15 protein-coding genes are annotated in these 16,464 nt (G+C 72.7%); 6 read left to right on the top strand and 9 right to left on the bottom strand.

What is annotated here, in order from left to right; all coding sequences use genetic code 11:
- Positions 1-50 precede the first annotated feature (50 nt).
- The 5 genes from ACFYPS_RS14495 to ACFYPS_RS14475 form a co-directional block, all read right to left on the bottom strand.
- Positions 51-188: a hypothetical protein gene (locus ACFYPS_RS14495; protein WP_199723474.1), complete on the bottom strand. Its 138-nt coding sequence runs from the start codon at positions 186-188 to the stop codon at positions 51-53.
- 218 nt (positions 189-406) lie between these two features.
- Positions 407-1,861, bottom strand: a complete 1,455-nt coding sequence (locus ACFYPS_RS14490) for a dihydrolipoamide acetyltransferase family protein (RefSeq protein ID WP_354966572.1) — start codon at positions 1,859-1,861, stop codon at positions 407-409.
- A gap of 5 nt (positions 1,862-1,866) precedes the next feature.
- Positions 1,867-2,856: an alpha-ketoacid dehydrogenase subunit beta gene (locus tag ACFYPS_RS14485; RefSeq protein WP_354966448.1), complete on the bottom strand. Its 990-nt coding sequence runs from the start codon at positions 2,854-2,856 to the stop codon at positions 1,867-1,869.
- Positions 2,856-4,031 carry a pyruvate dehydrogenase (acetyl-transferring) E1 component subunit alpha gene (pdhA, locus tag ACFYPS_RS14480; protein ID WP_354966449.1) on the bottom strand — a complete coding sequence of 392 codons (1,176 nt, stop codon included), beginning with the start codon at positions 4,029-4,031 and terminating at the stop codon, positions 2,856-2,858. The genes ACFYPS_RS14485 and pdhA overlap by 1 nt, the downstream gene beginning before the upstream one ends.
- A 644-nt stretch (positions 4,032-4,675) precedes the next feature.
- The gene (locus ACFYPS_RS14475) at positions 4,676-5,332 is read right to left on the bottom strand and encodes a hypothetical protein (RefSeq protein ID WP_387324750.1); all 657 of its coding nucleotides are present in this window, start codon (positions 5,330-5,332) and stop codon (positions 4,676-4,678) included.
- 96 nt (positions 5,333-5,428) lie between these two features.
- Between ACFYPS_RS14475 and ACFYPS_RS14470 the strand changes: the two genes are divergently transcribed.
- On the top strand, positions 5,429-6,052 hold the full coding sequence (locus ACFYPS_RS14470; protein WP_354966451.1) for a phosphoesterase PA-phosphatase: 624 nt from the start codon (positions 5,429-5,431) through the stop codon (positions 6,050-6,052).
- A gap of 80 nt (positions 6,053-6,132) precedes the next feature.
- On the opposite strand, the gene ACFYPS_RS14465 is transcribed toward ACFYPS_RS14470, so the two are convergent.
- From ACFYPS_RS14465 to ACFYPS_RS14455, 3 genes are read right to left on the bottom strand one after another with little or no spacing between them, the layout of a single operon-like run.
- Positions 6,133-7,356, bottom strand: coding sequence for a hypothetical protein (locus ACFYPS_RS14465; protein WP_354966452.1), 1,224 nt, complete (start codon positions 7,354-7,356; stop codon positions 6,133-6,135).
- A gap of 57 nt (positions 7,357-7,413) precedes the next feature.
- Complete coding sequence (locus ACFYPS_RS14460; RefSeq protein WP_354966453.1) at positions 7,414-9,099, bottom strand: GTPase; 1,686 nt, start codon at positions 9,097-9,099, stop codon at positions 7,414-7,416.
- The gene (locus tag ACFYPS_RS14455) at positions 9,096-10,934 is read right to left on the bottom strand and encodes an ABC transporter (RefSeq protein WP_354966454.1); all 1,839 of its coding nucleotides are present in this window, start codon (positions 10,932-10,934) and stop codon (positions 9,096-9,098) included. Before ACFYPS_RS14455 ends, ACFYPS_RS14460 begins: the two co-directional genes overlap by 4 nt.
- A 220-nt stretch (positions 10,935-11,154) precedes the next feature.
- On the opposite strand from ACFYPS_RS14455, the gene dnaK reads away from it, so the two are divergent.
- The 5 genes from dnaK to ACFYPS_RS14430 all read left to right on the top strand — a co-directional run bounded on the left by dnaK (position 11,155) and on the right by ACFYPS_RS14430 (position 15,919).
- Entirely contained in the window at positions 11,155-13,023 is a 1,869-nt protein-coding gene (gene dnaK / locus ACFYPS_RS14450) for a molecular chaperone DnaK (protein ID WP_354966455.1), read from the top strand.
- 48 nt (positions 13,024-13,071) lie between these two features.
- Positions 13,072-13,836: a nucleotide exchange factor GrpE gene (grpE, locus tag ACFYPS_RS14445; protein ID WP_354966456.1), complete on the top strand. Its 765-nt coding sequence runs from the start codon at positions 13,072-13,074 to the stop codon at positions 13,834-13,836.
- 85 nt (positions 13,837-13,921) lie between these two features.
- Positions 13,922-15,103 carry a molecular chaperone DnaJ gene (gene dnaJ / locus ACFYPS_RS14440; protein ID WP_354966457.1) on the top strand — a complete coding sequence of 394 codons (1,182 nt, stop codon included), beginning with the start codon at positions 13,922-13,924 and terminating at the stop codon, positions 15,101-15,103.
- A gap of 30 nt (positions 15,104-15,133) precedes the next feature.
- Entirely contained in the window at positions 15,134-15,574 is a 441-nt protein-coding gene (locus ACFYPS_RS14435) for a heat shock protein transcriptional repressor HspR (RefSeq protein ID WP_203173989.1), read from the top strand.
- Positions 15,575-15,739: 165 nt separating this feature from the next.
- Positions 15,740-15,919 carry a hypothetical protein gene (locus ACFYPS_RS14430; RefSeq protein ID WP_387324743.1) on the top strand — a complete coding sequence of 60 codons (180 nt, stop codon included), beginning with the start codon at positions 15,740-15,742 and terminating at the stop codon, positions 15,917-15,919.
- A 92-nt stretch (positions 15,920-16,011) separates the two neighbouring features.
- On the opposite strand, the gene ACFYPS_RS14425 is transcribed toward ACFYPS_RS14430, so the two are convergent.
- Complete coding sequence (locus tag ACFYPS_RS14425; protein ID WP_354966459.1) at positions 16,012-16,443, bottom strand: hypothetical protein; 432 nt, start codon at positions 16,441-16,443, stop codon at positions 16,012-16,014.
- Between the last annotated feature and the right edge of the window lie 21 nt (positions 16,444-16,464).

Here is a 16,464-nt window from a genome sequence, read left to right as displayed (position 1 = left end):
CGGCCGGGCGGGCCATCGATCTGAAGGAGGTGAGGAATGTCGGTGGAGCGTCAGCCCATGTGACGCTGGGCGATGATGAGGAGTTCCTCGCGGACGGCCGGCGAGTTCGCCGAGCGCAGCGCGTGCTCGATGGCACGGGCGCGGCGGGTGGCGTCGCGGTGACTGCGGATTCGCTCGATCATGCTCATTGGGGGTGTCCTCCTGGCTATTCGGTTGTCGGCCCCTGATGCATCTATTGAACCGCAGAACCCGGCTAACTTCCATCGATTGTTAGGTGAGTTGGGACACCTGCCTAACAATCAAAGGTCTGAGGGGTGTTTCGCCGACGGTTTCGTCGCCCAACGGACACGGCCGGTGTGCCGGGCGTTAACCCGTGGCACACCGGCCGTGGCTGGCGTTCGGACGATCAGGTCCAGGCGAGCAGCGCCGCCTCCGGATCGGCGAGGAAGTCGCCGATGTCGCGCAGGAACTTCGAGCCCAGCTCACCGTCGATGATCCGGTGGTCGAAGCTCAACCCCAGCGTGGTGACCTGGCGCGCCTTGACCTTGCCCTTGTGCACCCAGGGCATCTCCCGCACCGCGCCGAAGGCCAGGATCGCCGACTCACCCGGCGGCAGGATCGGCGTCCCGGTGTCCACCCCGAACACCCCCACATTGGTGATGGTCAGGGTGCCGCCGGACATGTCCGCCGGCGAGGTCCGGCCGGACTTCGCCGTCTGCACCAGGTCGTTCAGGGAGTCCGCCAGCTCGCGTAGCGAGAGCCGGCCCGCGTCCTTGACGTTCGGCACGATGAGGCCACGCTCGGTGGCCGCGGCGATGCCGAGGTTGACGTACTCCTTGACCACGATCTCGTCGCCGGCCCAGGTCGAGTTGACCATCGGGTGCCGCTTGACCGCCAGGAGTACGGCCTTCGCCACCAGCAGCAGCGGCGAAACGCGGACGTCGCGCCACTCCCGCCGGCCGCGCAGCCGGTCGAGCGCCTTCATCGCCCGGGTCACGTCGACGGTCAGGAACTCCGTCACGTGCGGGGCGGTGAACGCCGAGCGGGACATGTTCTCGGCGGTGAGCTTGCGTACCCCCTTGACCGGGATGCGCTGCTCGCGGTCCGCGCCGAAGCTGGCCGCGCTCGTCGCCACCGCCGCCGCCCTGATCGGCTCGGCCACGGCGCCACTCGCCGCCTGCTGCACGTCCTCCCGGGTGATCGAGCCCAGCGGACCCGACCCGGTCAACGTGCTCAGGTCAACCCCGAGGTCCTTGGCGAGCTTGCGCACCGGCGGCTTGGCCAGCACCAGCCCGCCGGTCACCGCAGCGACCGGCGTCGGCGCGGCCACCGGCTGCGGAGCCGGCGCGACCGGCGCCGGAGCGGCCGTGGGCGCCACTGCGGCCTGCGCGGGGACGCCACCCTTGCGGGGGCGGCGCTTCGCGGCGGTGGTACGCGGGCCGTAGCCGACCAGGACCGCGGTCCGCCCACCCGGGGCGGGGCCGCCGATCAGACCGGGCTCGACCATGCCCTCGGCCGGTGCCACCTCGACGGCTGCCAGCGAGGCCGCCGACGGGGTGGGCAGGTCACCACCGGGCGTGGCCGTGGTCGACGGCGCGTCCAGCGGGCCGGCGCCCGGGTCGGTGTCGATCGCGATGATCGGCGTACCGACCTCGACCGTGGTGCCCTCCGGGTGGAAGATCGCCTGGACCTGGCCGGCCCACTTCGCCGGGATCTCCACGGCCGCCTTCGCCGTCTCCACCTCGACGATCGGCTGGTTCAGCTCGATGGTGTCGCCGACCTTGACCAGCCACGACAGGATCTCGCCCTCGGTCAACCCCTCGCCCAGGTCGGGCAGGTTGAACTCCTTGATCCGGGACATGCCGCTCACCAGCCGAAGGTGCGGTCGACGGCGTCGAGCACCCGGTCGAGGTCGGGCAGGTACTCCTCCTCCACCCGGGCGGCCGGGTAGGGGGTGTCGAAGCCGGTCACGCGCAGCACCGGCGACTCCAGGGAGTAGAAGCACTCCTCGGTGATCCGGGCGGCCAGCTCGGCGCCGAGGCCGATGTTGGACGGCGCCTCGTGCACCACCACCGCACGGCCGGTGCGCTTCACCGACTCGTAGGCCGCGGCAAGGTCCAGCGGGGAGAGCGAGCGCAGGTCGATGACCTCCAGCTCCCGGCCGTCCTCGGCGGCGGCGGTCGCCGCCTCCAGGCACGTCCGGACCATCGGCCCGTACGCCAGCACGGTCACGTCGGTGCCGGGCCGGACCACCCGGGCCGAGTGCAGCGGGTACGCGTCGGACAGCGGCGCGTCCAGGTCGACCTGCCCCTTCTCCCAGTAGCGCCGCTTGGGCTCCAGGAAGACGATCGGGTCGTCGGAGGCGATGGCCTGCTGGATCATCACGTACGCGTCCTGCGGGTTGGCGCAGGACACCACCTTCAGGCCGGCGGTGTGCGCGAAGTACGCCTCCGGCGACTCGGAGTGGTGCTCGACCGCGCCGATGCCGCCACCGAACGGGATGCGGATCACCATCGGGATGCTGAGCTTGCCGCGCGAGCGGTAGTGCATCTTCGCCACCTGCGACACGATCTGGTCGTACGCGGGATAGACGAAGCCGTCGAACTGGATCTCGCAGACCGGCCGGTAGCCACGGATGGCCAGACCGACCGCGGTGCCGATGATGCCGGACTCGGCCAGCGGGGTGTCGATCACCCGCTGGTCGCCGAAGTCCTTCTGGAGCCCGTCGGTGATCCGGAAGACGCCGCCGAGCTTGCCGACGTCCTCGCCCATGATGACGACCTTGGGGTCGTTCTCCAGGGCGCGGCGCAGGCCGGTGTTGAGGGCCTTGCCGAGGGTGAGCGTCTCCGTGGCCATCAGTGGGCGCTCCCCTCGAACGACTCCATGTACCGGCTGAACTGCGCGCGCTGCTCGTCGAGCAGCGGAGACCCGTTCGGGTAGACGTGGTCGAACATCGTCACCGGCTCGGGGTTGGGCATGGCGAGCACACGCTCGCGCAGGTGCACCGACTCGCGGCGGGCCTGCTCGTCGACCTCGGCGAAGAAGTCCGCGTCGGCGATCTGCTGCTTCTCCAGGAAGACCTTGACCCGGGCGATCGGGTCCTTGGCCTTCCACGCCTCGACCTCGCTGGCGATCCGGTAGCGGGTCGGGTCGTCGGAGGTGGTGTGTGCGCCCATCCGGTAGGTGTACGCCTCGATCAGGCTCGGGCCCTGCCCGTGCCGGGCGTTGTCCAGCGCGGTGCGGGTGACCGCGTACGTGGCCAGCACGTCGTTGCCGTCCACGCGGATGCCGGGGAAGCCGAAGCCGGCGGCCCGCTGATAGAGCGGGATCCGGGTCTGCCGCTCCAGCGGCTCGGAGATCGCGTACTGGTTGTTCTGGCAGAAGAAGACCATCGGCGCGTTGAACACGCCGGCCCAGACGAACGCCTCGTTGACGTCACCCTGGCTGGTGGCCCCGTCGCCGAAGTAGGCGATCACCGCTTCACCGTCGTTGGTGCCGGTCTTGCCGTCCATGGTGATGCCCATGGCGTAGCCCGTCGCGTGCAGGGTCTGCGCCCCGATCACGATCGTGTACATGTTGAACTTGAACTCGTTCGGGTCCCAGCCGCCCTGGTCGACGCCGCGGAACAGGCCGAGCGGCATGATCGGGTCGATGCCGCGGCAGTAGAGGACGCCGTGCTCCCGGTAGGTCGGGAAGGCCATGTCCTGGGTGCGCAGCGCCCGCCCGGAGCCGACCTGCGCCGCCTCCTGGCCGAGCAGGCTGGCCCAGATGCCCAGTTCGCCCTGGCGCTGGAGCGCGGTCGCCTCGGCGTCGAGCTTGCGGACCAGCACGAGGTCGCGGTAGAGCCCGCGGTACTCCTCGTCGGTGAAGTCGACGCGGTACTCGTTGCCGTCCGGCCCGGTGACGCTCTCGATCCGCTCGCCTTCGGGGGTGAGCAGCTGCACGAGCTCGGGGTCGCCGGCCGCGCTCTTCCTGGAGCGGGGTGCTGCCCGCCTGCTGCGGGTGGTGCCCCCGGGGTCGCCCTTTGCCATCCGTCTCTCCCTGTCGTGTCTGCGTCGGCACCGGGGGGTCACCCGGCCGCGCAACTCGTGCGCCTGTCCGGCTGCTGCCGGACCGGTTCCTGGCGGCCGCGCCTAGCCCCGGTGGGGGTTGCCGCGCGGCATGAGCCGGATTCTGGCCGAACCCGGTTCGGGAGCGCCGGCGCTCAACCGCGCCTGCCGCGAGGGTGCGCGGAGGTCACGGCTGCGTTGCCGTCGTGCTCCATATTCGCAGAGCAGGTGAGCGCGCCCACAGTACGCCCGCCCCACGTTCCGACCGCCCCCCGTTTGAGGTCGTTTGTCGCCATCGTGCCCGACGGTGCCAACCAGGCGTTACGGCGATGGTTCGTCACCGTTCGGCCCGTCTCCGCGTGTCGACACGCAGTGGAGGTTGGCTGACGGACGGTAACTGGGCGAGGCTGTTTCCCGCAGGATCGCGCCGATCGGGTGATTTGCCGGGGTTCTCCAGCCGGCGACGTCCATCCGCGCCCTCCGACGGCTGACGACAAGGGGTGTGTGGTGTACGAGCCAGGTGACGGTCCCGGCACGCCCGCACTCGGTCGGCAGCGGTCGGCCGACGGCTACCGCCGGGTGGTCGGCGCGCACCGCGCTCCCGGCGCCGGCGGCCCCTCCCGGGGCTACCTGCTCACCGTCGCGCTGCTGGCCGGCACCGCGTCGATGCCCATCCTCGCCGCCATCAGCGCGGGCTCGGCCACGCCGGGCAGCACCGCGCTGCCGGACAGCAGCACCCCGTTCATCCCGACCCCGTCGGTCGGGCCGGTGGTGATCCCGGTGCCGGCGACCAGCCAACCGGCGCTCCCGCCACCCGCCACGCCCGACGTCGGTCCGACCGCCACCGCCGGCTGGCTACCCACGGCTCCCCGACGTGACCAGGACCGGACGGACCCGGGCCCGACCGAGGCCGATCCGGGGCCGGTCCGCGTGGTGCCCCCGCCCTCGCCGAGGCCCACCGGGGGTACGCCCCCGGCCTCGCCCCCGACCAGCCCGTCCCCGGCACCCTCGCCGACCCGCCCGCCGGACCCGAGCCCGACACCGACCCCGACACCGACCCCGCCGTCGACCCCCACCGTGACCGACTCCCCGACCGCGACCGCCGTGCCGACCAGCACCCTGTCCGAGCCGGCCACCACGACCACGACACCCGCCACGACCACGCCACCCGCCACGCCCAGTTCATCGCCGAGCCGGCCCCACCCGACCGTCGCGACATCCCCGACGTTCCCGGCCGACCGACCCACCCCCACGGCCAGTCCAACGCCGCTGGCCGGACACACGTACTCCACGGTGTCCCCGGCGGTACGGTGACGGTCAGGCGCGACCGACCCGGTGCCGGCGGCGGTCGGCGATAGGGGCGTACCGGAGGGGGTGGCGTGGGCGGCGGTGCGGAACTCCGCCCGGTCACCGCCCGGCAGGGGCCGGGGCTGCGGATCGCCCGGCTGGTCACCGAGCTGACCGCGCCCGCCGTGCTGGTGTCGGTGCTGATGGTCACCGTGAGCTGGCACAGCTCCCGCAACCCTGGTCACGGCCTGGCGTGGGGTCTGCTCGCCACGCTCTTCGTCACCGGCATTCCGTTCGCCTACATCGTCGGCGGCGTACGCCGTGGCCGGCTCACGGACCACCACATCGGTCGCCGGGACCAGCGCCGGGTGCCGTTGCTGGTCGGCCTCGGCTCGGTCGCCGCAGGGCTGGCCCTGCTCGCGGTGCTCGGAGCACCCCGTCCGTTGCTGGCACTGGCGGTGGCCGGGCTGGCCGGACTGGTGGTCGCCGTGTCGGTGAGCCACTGGTGGAAGATGTCGATCCACTCGGCGGTGGCCGCCGGCACGCTGATCATCCTGGTGCTGACCTTCGGGACCGAGCTGCTCGTCGCCGTGCCACTGCTGGGCGTGGTCGGCTGGGCCCGGGTGCGGCTACGGGACCACACCGTGGCGCAGGTGCTGGCCGGCGGCGTGCTCGGCGCAATTATCTCCGGAGTGGTCTTCGGTCTGCTGCGCTGACCGGGCCGGCGCGGTGACCGGGTCCGCTGTGCCGGCGGGGTCCGGGCGGGCGGCGACGTGCCCGCCCGCCCGGAATGCCGTCAGGCGCCGTCGTCGGCGAGACGGTGCCGGTTCGCCTCGATCCAGGCGTCCAGCGCGGCCGGGTCGTCCGGGTCGACCCCGTCGGCCATCAGCTGGGCCACCGCCGCGGTGGCCGGGCTACGCCGCTCACCGGTCGAGTAGAGGCGGGCGAACTCCGCCACCATCTCCTCGATCGCCTCGTCGGTGCGCGTCGCGGCCGTTTCGGAAAGTCCACGCTGGCGCGACGCGTACCGGGCCCAGGCGCGCAGCACACGGGGCAGCATCGCCGCGTCGTCCATGTCCAGTACCGCCCGGCGGTGTACCCAGTCGAGCAGGAAGAGCCCGGACACCGCGGGGCTCCACCGCATCGGGTCGGCGTCCGGGAAGGTCGCCGAATGGTCCAGCAGCAGGCTCAGGCAGAAGTGCAGCGAGGCCAGCTCCGCGCCGTCGACGGCGTCGAGCCCGAACCGTGCGGCCTCCGGCGCGGCCAGGAACCGCCGGACCAGCTCGGTGCGCTCGGCGGCGGAGAGCGGCTCGACCTCGGCCGGGCTGGTTGGGGCGGCGGCGGTGGGCAGCAGCGCCAGCCGGGCGCCGACCAGCGCCCGATCGGTGGCGAGTGAGCCCTCGCCGGGCAGCTCGCTCAGCTCGTCGGTGACGGCGAGGTGGCGGGCCACCTCGCCACGCAGTTGGGCAGGATCCTCGGTACGGAACCAGGTCAGCTCGTCGTCCGCGCACATCTGGCGGACCTGGTCCAGGATCCGTTCCGCCGGCCCGCCGACGAAGATGTCCTTGGTGATCCCGATGTTGTGGTCGACCAGGGCCACCAGCGCGTGCTCGGGGCCGCCGGCCGCGTCGTCGTAGGCGAAGGTGGCGAGGTAGGAGGTCTGATCGCCGTACACGTCGCCGTACGCCCAGCTGCCGGTGAGGTGCACCCGGCCGAGCTGACCCGTCCAGGCTGGCGCCTGGCTGCCCGGGCGCACCCGTTCGGTGCCCTCGGCGTCGGGGATGAGCGTGGCGAAGACCTGCCGGATGGTGGTCGCCGCAGCGATCCGGCGGCGGGCGGTGGCGGCGAGGAACCCGGTGACGAACTCCCGTACGGCGGTGTCGCGGTCGGTCTCCGCGATCGCGTAGACGCTGCCCAGGAGGGCGCTGCCGAGCATCTCGGCGTCCAGCGCCGACTCCAGCTTGGTCACGTCGCGTGCGGCGTGCAGCACCGCGTCGTAGGGGGTCTGAGGCGTGGCCATGCTCCGACCCTACGCCGCTCGGGGGATGTGCAGAGGGGTAGCGAGCCGTGCTGAGCGTCAGCGGCGGGCGGCATCCCGCAGCGCGTCGCGTGCCTGCGCGTACGAGGCGAGCACGATCCGCACCGGGGCGAGCACGTACTCCTCGCCCACGCGGGCGACCTCGGCCGTCAGCCGCTGCTCGGCGCGGCTTCGGGCAAGCCGGGCCGCCCAGCGCACCACCGGTCGGGTCAGCGCGGCCACCAGCAGCCCGGCCAGCAGCCCGCCGAGCAGCAGCAGGGTGGGCAGTGGCACCTGCCCGACCATCGGGTTGTCCAGTGCGGGCAGGCCGAGCGCCCGCAGCGCGTAGCCGAGCATTAACCAGCCCAGCCCGACCACGGCGGCCAGGGTGACCAGCCACTGGACACCGCCGACCAGCCGCCACCAGACGGGTCGACGGCCCAGGCCCAGGTCGGTGCCGGCGATCGCGCGGTCCAGCGCGTCCGGCAGGTCGCCGAGGCGGGACCGGGCGGCGGCGGTGACCGCCGCCGGCCAGGCGGCAGGCAGGTCGGCGGCGGCCCGATCGGCCACCGCACGGATGGCCAGACCGAGCGCCGAGCGCTGGGCGGCCGTCGGGTCCGGTACCGAGGTTGCCGCGACCAGGCTCTCCGCCGGGTCGGCCTGATCGCCGGCCGGGCCGGGCAGGTGCAGGCGGCGCAGCGGGTCGGGTCGCAGCCGCCGCCAGCCCCGGACCACCGGCCAGCCGGTGACCGCGCCGGCCCGGTGCCGGTACGCCTGCTCCACCGCCTCCGTCACCGCCGGCACTCCGGCCGCGCCGGCCAGTGCCCGGTTCAACCCGTCGACGGCGGTGTCGTCCGGTCCGCCCGCCGGTCGGGCGGAGCCGACCAGCTCGTCCAGCGCGGCGACCACCGTGTCGACATCGCCGGCCAGCCGTCGCAGCGCCGCCTGCCGCTCGGCGACCGTCCGTTCCAGCGCGGTGCGCAGCCCCACCATCCCGGCCGGATCGATGGCGGTGGTGGCCAGCAGCGGCACGCCGGTCAGCCCGTCCGCATCGAGCAGCCGGCGCAGGTCGTCCAGGACCCGGGGCAGTTCGGCCGGGGGCAGCCGGTCGGCCTGGTTGAGCACGACCAGGGTGACGTCCCGGTGGCGGTGGAACTCGCGGAGGTAGCTGTCGTGGATGACCCGGTCGGCGTACTTCTGCGGGTCGACCACCCAGACCACCTGGTCGACCAGGCCGAGCAGCCGGTCCACCTCCAGTCGGTGGGCCCGCTGCACCGAGTCGAAGTCGGGCAGGTCGAGCAGGATCAGCCCGTGCAGCGCGGTCTCGTCGTCCGCGTCCAGCGCGCTCTCGCGGACGAAGCGGTGCCGGGGCAGCACACCGATCCAGTCGAGCAGTCGGTTGGCGCCCTCCAGCGCGCCCCACACGCAGGCGTGCGTGACGCCGGTCGTCGGGCGGCGGACCCCGACCGGCGAGAGCTCCAGCCGGGCCAGCGCGTTGAACAGGCTGGACTTGCCGCTGCCGGTGGCGCCGGCCAGGGCGACCACGGTGTGGTCGCGGGACAGGGTGAGCCGGGTGCCGGCCCGCTCGACCAGGGTGTGCGCGGGCACCAGCTCGGAGTCCGGCAGCAGGCCGTCCACCGCGGTCAGGAACCGGCGTACCGCGTCCAGGCGGGCGATCAGCGCATCGGGGTCGATCCGCTGGTCACCCCGGAACGCCTCGCGTACCCGGCCGGCGATGTTGCTCACCGGGAGCCATCCTCGTCGGCGGCCGGCGGTGTGTCGCCGGTTGCCAGGCCGCTGCGGTGCCGGGCCAGCTCGACCCGGCCGGCGGCCCTGCGCAACCCGTCGCCGGCGTCCGCGGCGGGGCGGGCTTCGGCGGTGCGGGTCAGGAAGCGGTCGGCCTCCGCGTCGAGCAGCGTCCGCACCCGGTCCAGCAGGTCCGCACGGGCCTTGGCGGCGAGGGTACGCACCGCCTGGTCGCCGAAGATCGCCTGGAGTACGGCCTGGGCCGCGACGGTGGTGCCGGCCCCGGTGGCCACCTCCAGCCCGGTCGGGATGAACGCGGTGGACGCGAACACGGCGATCATCACGGCGAGCCCGGTGGCGTTCACCGCGTACGCGGCGGTGCGGGCCACGATCCGCTTGTCGCCGCCCTCGACCCGCACCAGCTCCAGCACCCCGCGCTGCCAGTCCCGGACCATCCGCTCGGCGCGCTCGGGCAGGTCGCCGCCGGGGTGGGCGAGCCCCGGGTTGAGCAGCCCGGCTCCCGCCGGGTGCGCCTTCCACGCGGTGTACGCGGCCTCGGCGGCCTCCGAAGCGACCCCGCGCAGCAGCGTGACCAGCTGCGACTCGATGGCGTTGCGCAGCTCGGCGGCGGGTGCCGGCCGACCGGTGACGGCGGCCACCATCCGATCCCGCAGCCGCCCGATCCGCGCCTCCAGGGTGCGGAACAGCTCCCCGGTGCCGACGAACTCCTGCCAGCGGGCGAGCACCTCGCCACGGAGCAGGCGGCCGTCCCGCAGGCCCTGCTCGACGGTCCGTTCGGCGCCCCGGTAGGCGGCCCGGACCCGCTCGTCCAGACTGTCGGCGGCGGCGACCTGCTCGTCGGCGGCGTCGGCCAGCTCCTCGACGGCCGGGTGCAGCGCGGCCAGCGCCCCGTCCAGGGTCTGCCGGACCACCGCGGCCCGGGCGTCGGCGTCGCCGGCCAGCCGCGCGAACCAGTCGGCCAGCGGCGCGGTGACACCCTCGGGCAGCAGCCCCTGACCGTCGACCCACGTCTCCGGCAGCACGAACAGGGGCGCCCGGCCGAGGTCCTGTGCGGTGAGCATCTCGGCCAGGTGTGCGGAGATCTCGTCGGTGGCCTCCGCGGGCACCCGGTCCAGCACCATGGCGATCACCGCACCGCGGGCCCGGGCGCTGCGCAGCAGCTCCCACGGCACCGCGTCGGCGTACCGGGCGGCGGTGGTGACGAACAGCCAGAGGTCGGCAGCGGCGAGCAACTGGCCGGCGAGTGCCCGGTTGGCGTCGACCACCGAGTCGATGTCCGGCGCGTCGAGGAAGGCCAGCCCGGCGGGCAGCGCCGGGGCGGTGACCAGGTGCAGGGAGCGCGGGTCCTCACTTGGCTCGGTGGTGCGGGTGAGCCCGGGCAGCAGCTCACCCTGCCGGAACCAGGCCGCGTCGGCCGGGTTGCAGACCAGCACCGGTGAGCGGGTGGTCGGCCGGAGCACGCCGGCCGCGCTGACCCGGGCCTTGACCAGGCTGTTGACCAGGGTCGACTTGCCCGCGCCGGTGGAACCGCCGACCACCACGAGCAGTGGCGCGTCGAGCCGGGCGAGCCGGGGCAGCAGGTAGTCGTCGAGCTGGTCGGTGAGGGCGCTGGCGGTGTGCCGGGCCGGCCCGGCGGAAGGCAGGGCGAGCGGATACCGGGTCGCGCCGATCGCGGCCCGGAGACCCGGCAGCGCGCCGGGGAGGCTGTCGTCCCCGGTGGTGGCGGGCGGCTCCTCCGCGGCGTCCGGCGGGCCGGTGCGGGCTGCGACGGCGGGCGCTCCGGAATGGGTGGCGGAATCGCCGTGCGTCGTCACCGCTAAAGCGTGCCCGACCGATGCAAGAGAAGACAACCGGACGGTAATAACGGCTGGGTTGCGTCGGGTCGGCTCAACTCAACTTGACGATTGGCCGGGGCGTGGCACTATTGAGTCAAGTTCACTCAACTTGTGGTGGGCCCGCTGCGGGCGGTGCCCGCCAGGCAGTCCGCGGGCGGTGCCCGTCACCTGCACAACCTTACGAAGCGAGGAAGCGAAGATGGCACGTGCGGTCGGTATCGACCTCGGCACGACGAACTCCTGCGTCAGCGTTCTCGAGGGCGGTGAGCCCACCGTCATCGCCAACGCTGAGGGCTCGCGGACGACTCCGTCGATCGTCGCGTTCGCCCGTAACGGCGAGGTGCTCGTCGGTGAGGTCGCCAAGCGCCAGGCGGTGACCAACCCGGACCGGACGATCCGCTCGGTCAAGCGGGAGATCGGCACCAACTGGTCCGTCGACATCGACGGCAAGAAGTACACCCCGCAGGAGATCTCGGCCCGGACGCTGATGAAGCTCAAGCGGGACGCCGAGGCGTACCTGGGTGAGCAGATCACCGACGCGGTGATCACCGTTCCGGCCTACTTCAACGACGGCCAGCGCCAGTCGACCAAGGAGGCCGGAGAGATCGCCGGCTTCAATGTGCTGCGGATCGTCAACGAGCCGACCGCGGCCGCCCTGGCGTACGGGCTGGACAAGGGCTCCAAGGAGCAGACCGTCCTGGTCTTCGACCTCGGCGGCGGCACCTTCGACGTGTCGCTGCTGGAGCTGGCCGAGGGCGTCGTCGAGGTCAAGTCGACCAGCGGTGACAACCAGCTCGGTGGCGACGACTGGGACCAGCGGATCATCGACCACCTGGTCAAGACCTTCCGCGGTGAGCACGGCATCGACCTAAGCCAGGACAAGATGGCCCTGCAGCGGCTCCGTGAGGCCGCCGAGAAGGCCAAGATCGAGCTGTCGGCCGCCACCACCACCAACATCAACCTGCCGTACATCACGGCCGGCGCCGCCGGCCCGCTGCACCTCGACGTGACGCTCAGCCGCGCCGAGTTCCAGCGGATGACGCAGGACCTGCTGGACCGGTGCAAGGGCCCGTTCGAGCAGGCCGTGAAGGACGCCGGGATCAAGATCTCCGACGTCGAGCACGTGATCCTGGTCGGCGGCTCGACCCGGATGCCGGCCGTGACCGACCTGGTCAAGCAGCTCACCGGCCGTGACCCCAACAAGGGCGTCAACCCGGACGAGGTCGTCGCCGTCGGCGCCGCGCTCCAGGCCGGCGTGCTCAAGGGCGAGGTCAAGGACGTCCTGCTGCTCGACGTGACCCCGCTGAGCCTGGGCATCGAGACCAAGGGCGGCATCTTCACCAAGCTGATCGAGCGCAACACCACCATCCCGACCAAGCGCTCCGAGGTCTTCACCACGGCGGACGACAACCAGCCGTCGGTGCTGATCCAGGTGTTCCAGGGCGAGCGGGAGATCGCGTCCTACAACAAGAAGCTCGGCACCTTCGAGCTGACCGGCCTCCCGCCGGCGCCGCGCGGCGTGCCGCAGATCGAGGTCGCGTTCGACATCGACGCCAACGGCATCGTCAACGTGCACGCCAAGGACCTGGGCACCGGCAAGGAACAGAAGATGACGATCACCGGCGGCTCCTCGCTGCCGAAGGACGACATCGAGCGGATGCGCCGGGACGCCGAGGAGCACGCGGAGGAGGACAAGCGCCGCCGCGACGACGCCGAGACCCGCAACGTGGCCGAGGCGCTCCAGTGGCAGACCGAGAAGTTCCTCGCCGAGAGCGGCGACAAGCTGCCCAGCGAGACCCGGGAGCAGCTCAACGAGGCGCTCGGCGAGCTGCGTGGCGCCCTCGGCGGTCAGGACATCGAAAAGATCAAGTCGGCGCACGAGCGGCTCGCGCAGGTCTCCCAGCAGGCCGGTTCGCTGCTCTACTCGCAGCAGGCCGAGCAGGACCAGCAGCCGGGTGGCGAGGCCGGCCCGGGTGCGACCGGGGCGACCGGCCCGCAGGCCGGCGCTGCCGGTGGCGCCGACGACGTGGTCGACGCGGAGATCGTGGACGAGGACGGCAAGAAGTGACCGTCGGCCTCCGACACGTATCCACTGCGAAGGGGATGAGGTAGCCGCATGACGCAGAAGCCACGAGCCGCCGACCCGGGCGACACCGGGTCGGCGCCGGGTGGCTCCGCGCCCACCGAGCCGGCCACCGGCGACGGGGAGCGGGTCGTCATCCGCAACAACCGCAAGCTCAGCGACACCACGGAGCCCGAGGGGGCCGCCGCCGACGCGGGCAGCGACGTTCCGGCCGAGGGCCTGGTCGAGGACGCCGAGGTCGTGGTCGACGAGATCGAGATCGAGGCCACCCTGGTCGACGGGTCGGCGCCGTCCAGTCCGCCGGTGGTGGACGCCCCGGCGCAGCCGGTCGACGGTGCCGGCACCGGCACCGGCTCGCCGCTGGGTGCCGAGCTGGAGGCGCTCCGGGCCGAGCTGGACGAGCGGACGCGGGACCTGCAGCGGGTGTCGGCGGAGTACGCCAACTACCGCAAGCGGGTGGACCGGGACCGCAGCCTGGTGCAGGAGCAGGCGACCGGCTCGGTGCTGGCCGCACTGCTGCCGATCCTGGACGACCTGGACCGGGCCCGGGAACACGGCGACCTGGTCGGGCCGTTCGGATCGGTGGCGGAACAGCTCACCACCGCGCTGGGCAAGTTCGGCCTGACCGCCTTCGGCGAGCAGGGCGACCCGTTCGATCCGACCCGGCACGAGGCGGTCGCGCACCAGACCTCGGCCGAGGTCGGCGAGCCGACCTGCGTGCAGGTCATGCGGCGCGGCTACCAGCTCGGTGAGCGGCTGCTGCGCCCCGCGCTGGTAGCGGTCGCGGATCCGGAATAGTGCGAGACGGTGACCGGTTTGTCCCGCCCGCCGCGATGCGGTGGGCGGGACGGCCGGGCCACGAAGGTCGGAAGGGGGTGGACCGGTGAGTTCGAAGGACTGGCTCGAGAAGGACTTCTACGCCGTGCTCGGCGTGGACAAGGCCGCCTCCGCGGATGACATCAAGAAGGCGTACCGCAAGTTGGCTCGGGAGTCGCACCCGGACCACAACCCGGGCGACCCGAAGGCCGAGGAGCGGTTCAAGGCCGTTTCCGAGGCGTACAACGTGCTCTCGGACAGCAGCCGCCGCCGGGAGTACGACGAGATGCGCTCGCTGTTCGGCTCGGGCGCGTTCCGGCGTAACGCACGGGGCGCCGGCCAGCCGGGCGGCATGCCGTTCGACGTCTCCGACATGTTCGGCGGCGGGGCGGGGGGCGACCGTCGCTTCGGCGGGGCCGGCTTCCAGGACCTGTTCAGCTCGATCTTCTCCGGCGGCTCGGCCGGTGGGCAGTCCGCGCCGCGCGGTCCGGCCCGGGGTCGGGACGTGGAAGCCGAGGTGGCGCTGGACTTCGGCGACGCGGTGCGGGGCGTGACCCTGCCGCTGACGCTGCGCGCCCCGGGCGTCTGCGACACGTGCCACGGCAACGGCGCCAAGCCCGGCACCCAGCCGCGGACCTGCCCGGCCTGCCACGGCGCCGGGGTGACCACCCGCAACCAGGGGTCGTTCAGCTTCTCCGAGCCGTGCCGCACCTGCCAGGGCGTCGGCACGGTGGTCGAGGAGAAGTGCCCGGAGTGCCACGGCAGCGGTGGGGTCACCAAGACCCGCACGCTGAACGTGCGCTTCCCGGCCGGGGTGGCCGACGGCCAGCGGATCCGGCTGGCCGGGCGGGGCGAGCCGGGTGAGCGCGGTGGCCCGGCCGGTGACCTGTTCGTGCAGGTCAAGGTCCGGCCGGACGAGCTGTTCGGTCGTACCGGTGACGACCTGACGTTGACCGTGCCGGTCACCTTCGCGGAGGCCGTTTTCGGCACGGACCTGCGGGTGCCGACGCTCGACGGCGCGGTGACCCTGCGGGTCCCGCCCGGCACGCCGAGCGGGCGCGTGCTGCGGGCCCGGGGCAAGGGTGTGGTCCGCCGCGACGGGCAGGCCGGCGACCTGCTGGTCACGCTGGACGTGGTGGTGCCGGCTCGATTGTCGGACGAGGCGCGGACGGCACTGGAGGCGTTCGCCGAGCAGAGTCCGCCGGCGGCCAGGGAACATCTCGACGCTCGGGTGCGTCGGGTCAGTTAGTCCGGTGGGATGGACGCGGAGGTGAGCGGGATGTCGGGCGAATTCCTCGGTTCGAGTGACCCTGCCTACGAGGCCAAGGTGCTGATGATCTCGGTGGCGGCACGAATGGCGGGGATGCACCCGCAGACCCTGCGCCAGTACGACCGTCTCGGCCTGGTGCAGCCCGGCCGGGCGGCCGGCGGCGGGCGTCGCTACAGCGTCCGTGACGTGGTGCTGCTGCGCGAGGTGCAGCGGCTCAGTCAGGACGACGGGATCAACCTCGCCGGAGTCAAGCGGATCATCGGGCTGGAGCGGCTGCTGGAGCAGGCGCAGCAGCGGGTGGCCCGGCTGGAGGCGGAGCTGGACGCCGCGTACCGCCGGGTGGCCGAGCTGGAGTCGTTGGCCCGCTTCCCGGGCCGCGATCTGGTGCCCACCAACCGCACGTCCACCGCCCTGGTGGTCTGGCGACCCCGCCGTACGCCCGATCGCTGACCTGCTCTTCCGGTTCCTTTCTTCGGCCCGGCCCGCACCGGATTTCCCGGCGCGGGCCGGGCCGTTCCGGCTAGCCTGTCGATACGGGTTCTATCGGCTTAATTCGGACCTACCGGCATAGCAGGGGGAGCGATGGCGGAGCCGGCGAAGAAGATGGCCCAGCAAATGGCTCAGCAGACGGAGGACCGGCTCGAAGACCTGGCCGACACCGTCCGCGAGAAGTTCGACAAGGTGACCGAGGGAAGCTTTCGGGACCGGATCACCGAAGGGCGGTTCGCCGACCAGGTCGACCACGGCGTCGACCAGGCCCGGGCCGAGACCCAGCGAAAGCAGACCGACCGGTAACCGACGTGCGGGCCGGGACCCACGGGGGGTCCCGGCCCGTTCGTCGTCCTGAGTGCGGGCCGGGACGCAGTGACGCCCGCGGTGGGGCGGCGTCAGCCGAGGCGGCGGTTCTCGCGGACCAGGCCGCCTTCGCACCAGTCCCGGTAGACGAAGAGATCCGGTCGGGCCAGCAGCACGCGGCCGTTGTGTGCCCAGATCTTCATCAGCTCGTCGCCGTCGCGCTCGGCCTGCTCGACCAGCTTGCGGAAGCGGCGCTTGGGGTGGGCGCGGAAGTTCGTCCGGATGCCGTCGGCCGCGTAGATGTAGAGGCAGTGCAGCGCGAAGCGGCGGGCCGGGCAGGTCGGGTCCATCGCCAACTCGAAGAGCGTCAGGATGAGCCGGTCGCCGGAGACCAGTAGGTCCCAATCCGGCGGCATCGAAGCCAAGGGCACCGAATCGGGCTGGTACGCCCAAGCTCGCAACTCCGCCGGAGTCGGATCGACGGGGTTGGCGAAGCCGTGGAACGTCGACTCCTGCACGCTCACCGGCCAACCTTCCACTTTCGC

The organism is Micromonospora sp. NPDC005087 (assembly GCF_042872965.1).
Lineage (GTDB): Bacteria > Actinomycetota > Actinomycetes > Mycobacteriales > Micromonosporaceae > Micromonospora.
This window is presented reverse-complemented; position numbering and strand designations above follow the sequence as displayed.

Bases quoted from the DNA above. Each gene is read 5' to 3' on its own strand.
- ACFYPS_RS14495 (WP_199723474.1), bottom strand. From the start codon at position 188: ATGAGCATGATCGAGCGAATCCGCAGTCACCGCGACGCCACCCGCCGC.
- ACFYPS_RS14490 (WP_354966572.1), bottom strand. From the start codon at position 1,861: ATGTCCCGGATCAAGGAGTTCAACCTGCCCGACCTGGGCGAGGGGTTG.
- ACFYPS_RS14485 (WP_354966448.1), bottom strand. From the start codon at position 2,856: ATGGCCACGGAGACGCTCACCCTCGGCAAGGCCCTCAACACCGGCCTG.
- pdhA (WP_354966449.1), bottom strand. From the start codon at position 4,031: ATGGCAAAGGGCGACCCCGGGGGCACCACCCGCAGCAGGCGGGCAGCA.
- ACFYPS_RS14465 (WP_354966452.1), bottom strand. From the start codon at position 7,356: ATGGCCACGCCTCAGACCCCCTACGACGCGGTGCTGCACGCCGCACGC.
- dnaK (WP_354966455.1), top strand. From the start codon at position 11,155: ATGGCACGTGCGGTCGGTATCGACCTCGGCACGACGAACTCCTGCGTC.
- grpE (WP_354966456.1), top strand. From the start codon at position 13,072: ATGACGCAGAAGCCACGAGCCGCCGACCCGGGCGACACCGGGTCGGCG.
- ACFYPS_RS14435 (WP_203173989.1), top strand. From the start codon at position 15,134: ATGTCGGGCGAATTCCTCGGTTCGAGTGACCCTGCCTACGAGGCCAAG.
- ACFYPS_RS14430 (WP_387324743.1), top strand. From the start codon at position 15,740: ATGGCTCAGCAGACGGAGGACCGGCTCGAAGACCTGGCCGACACCGTC.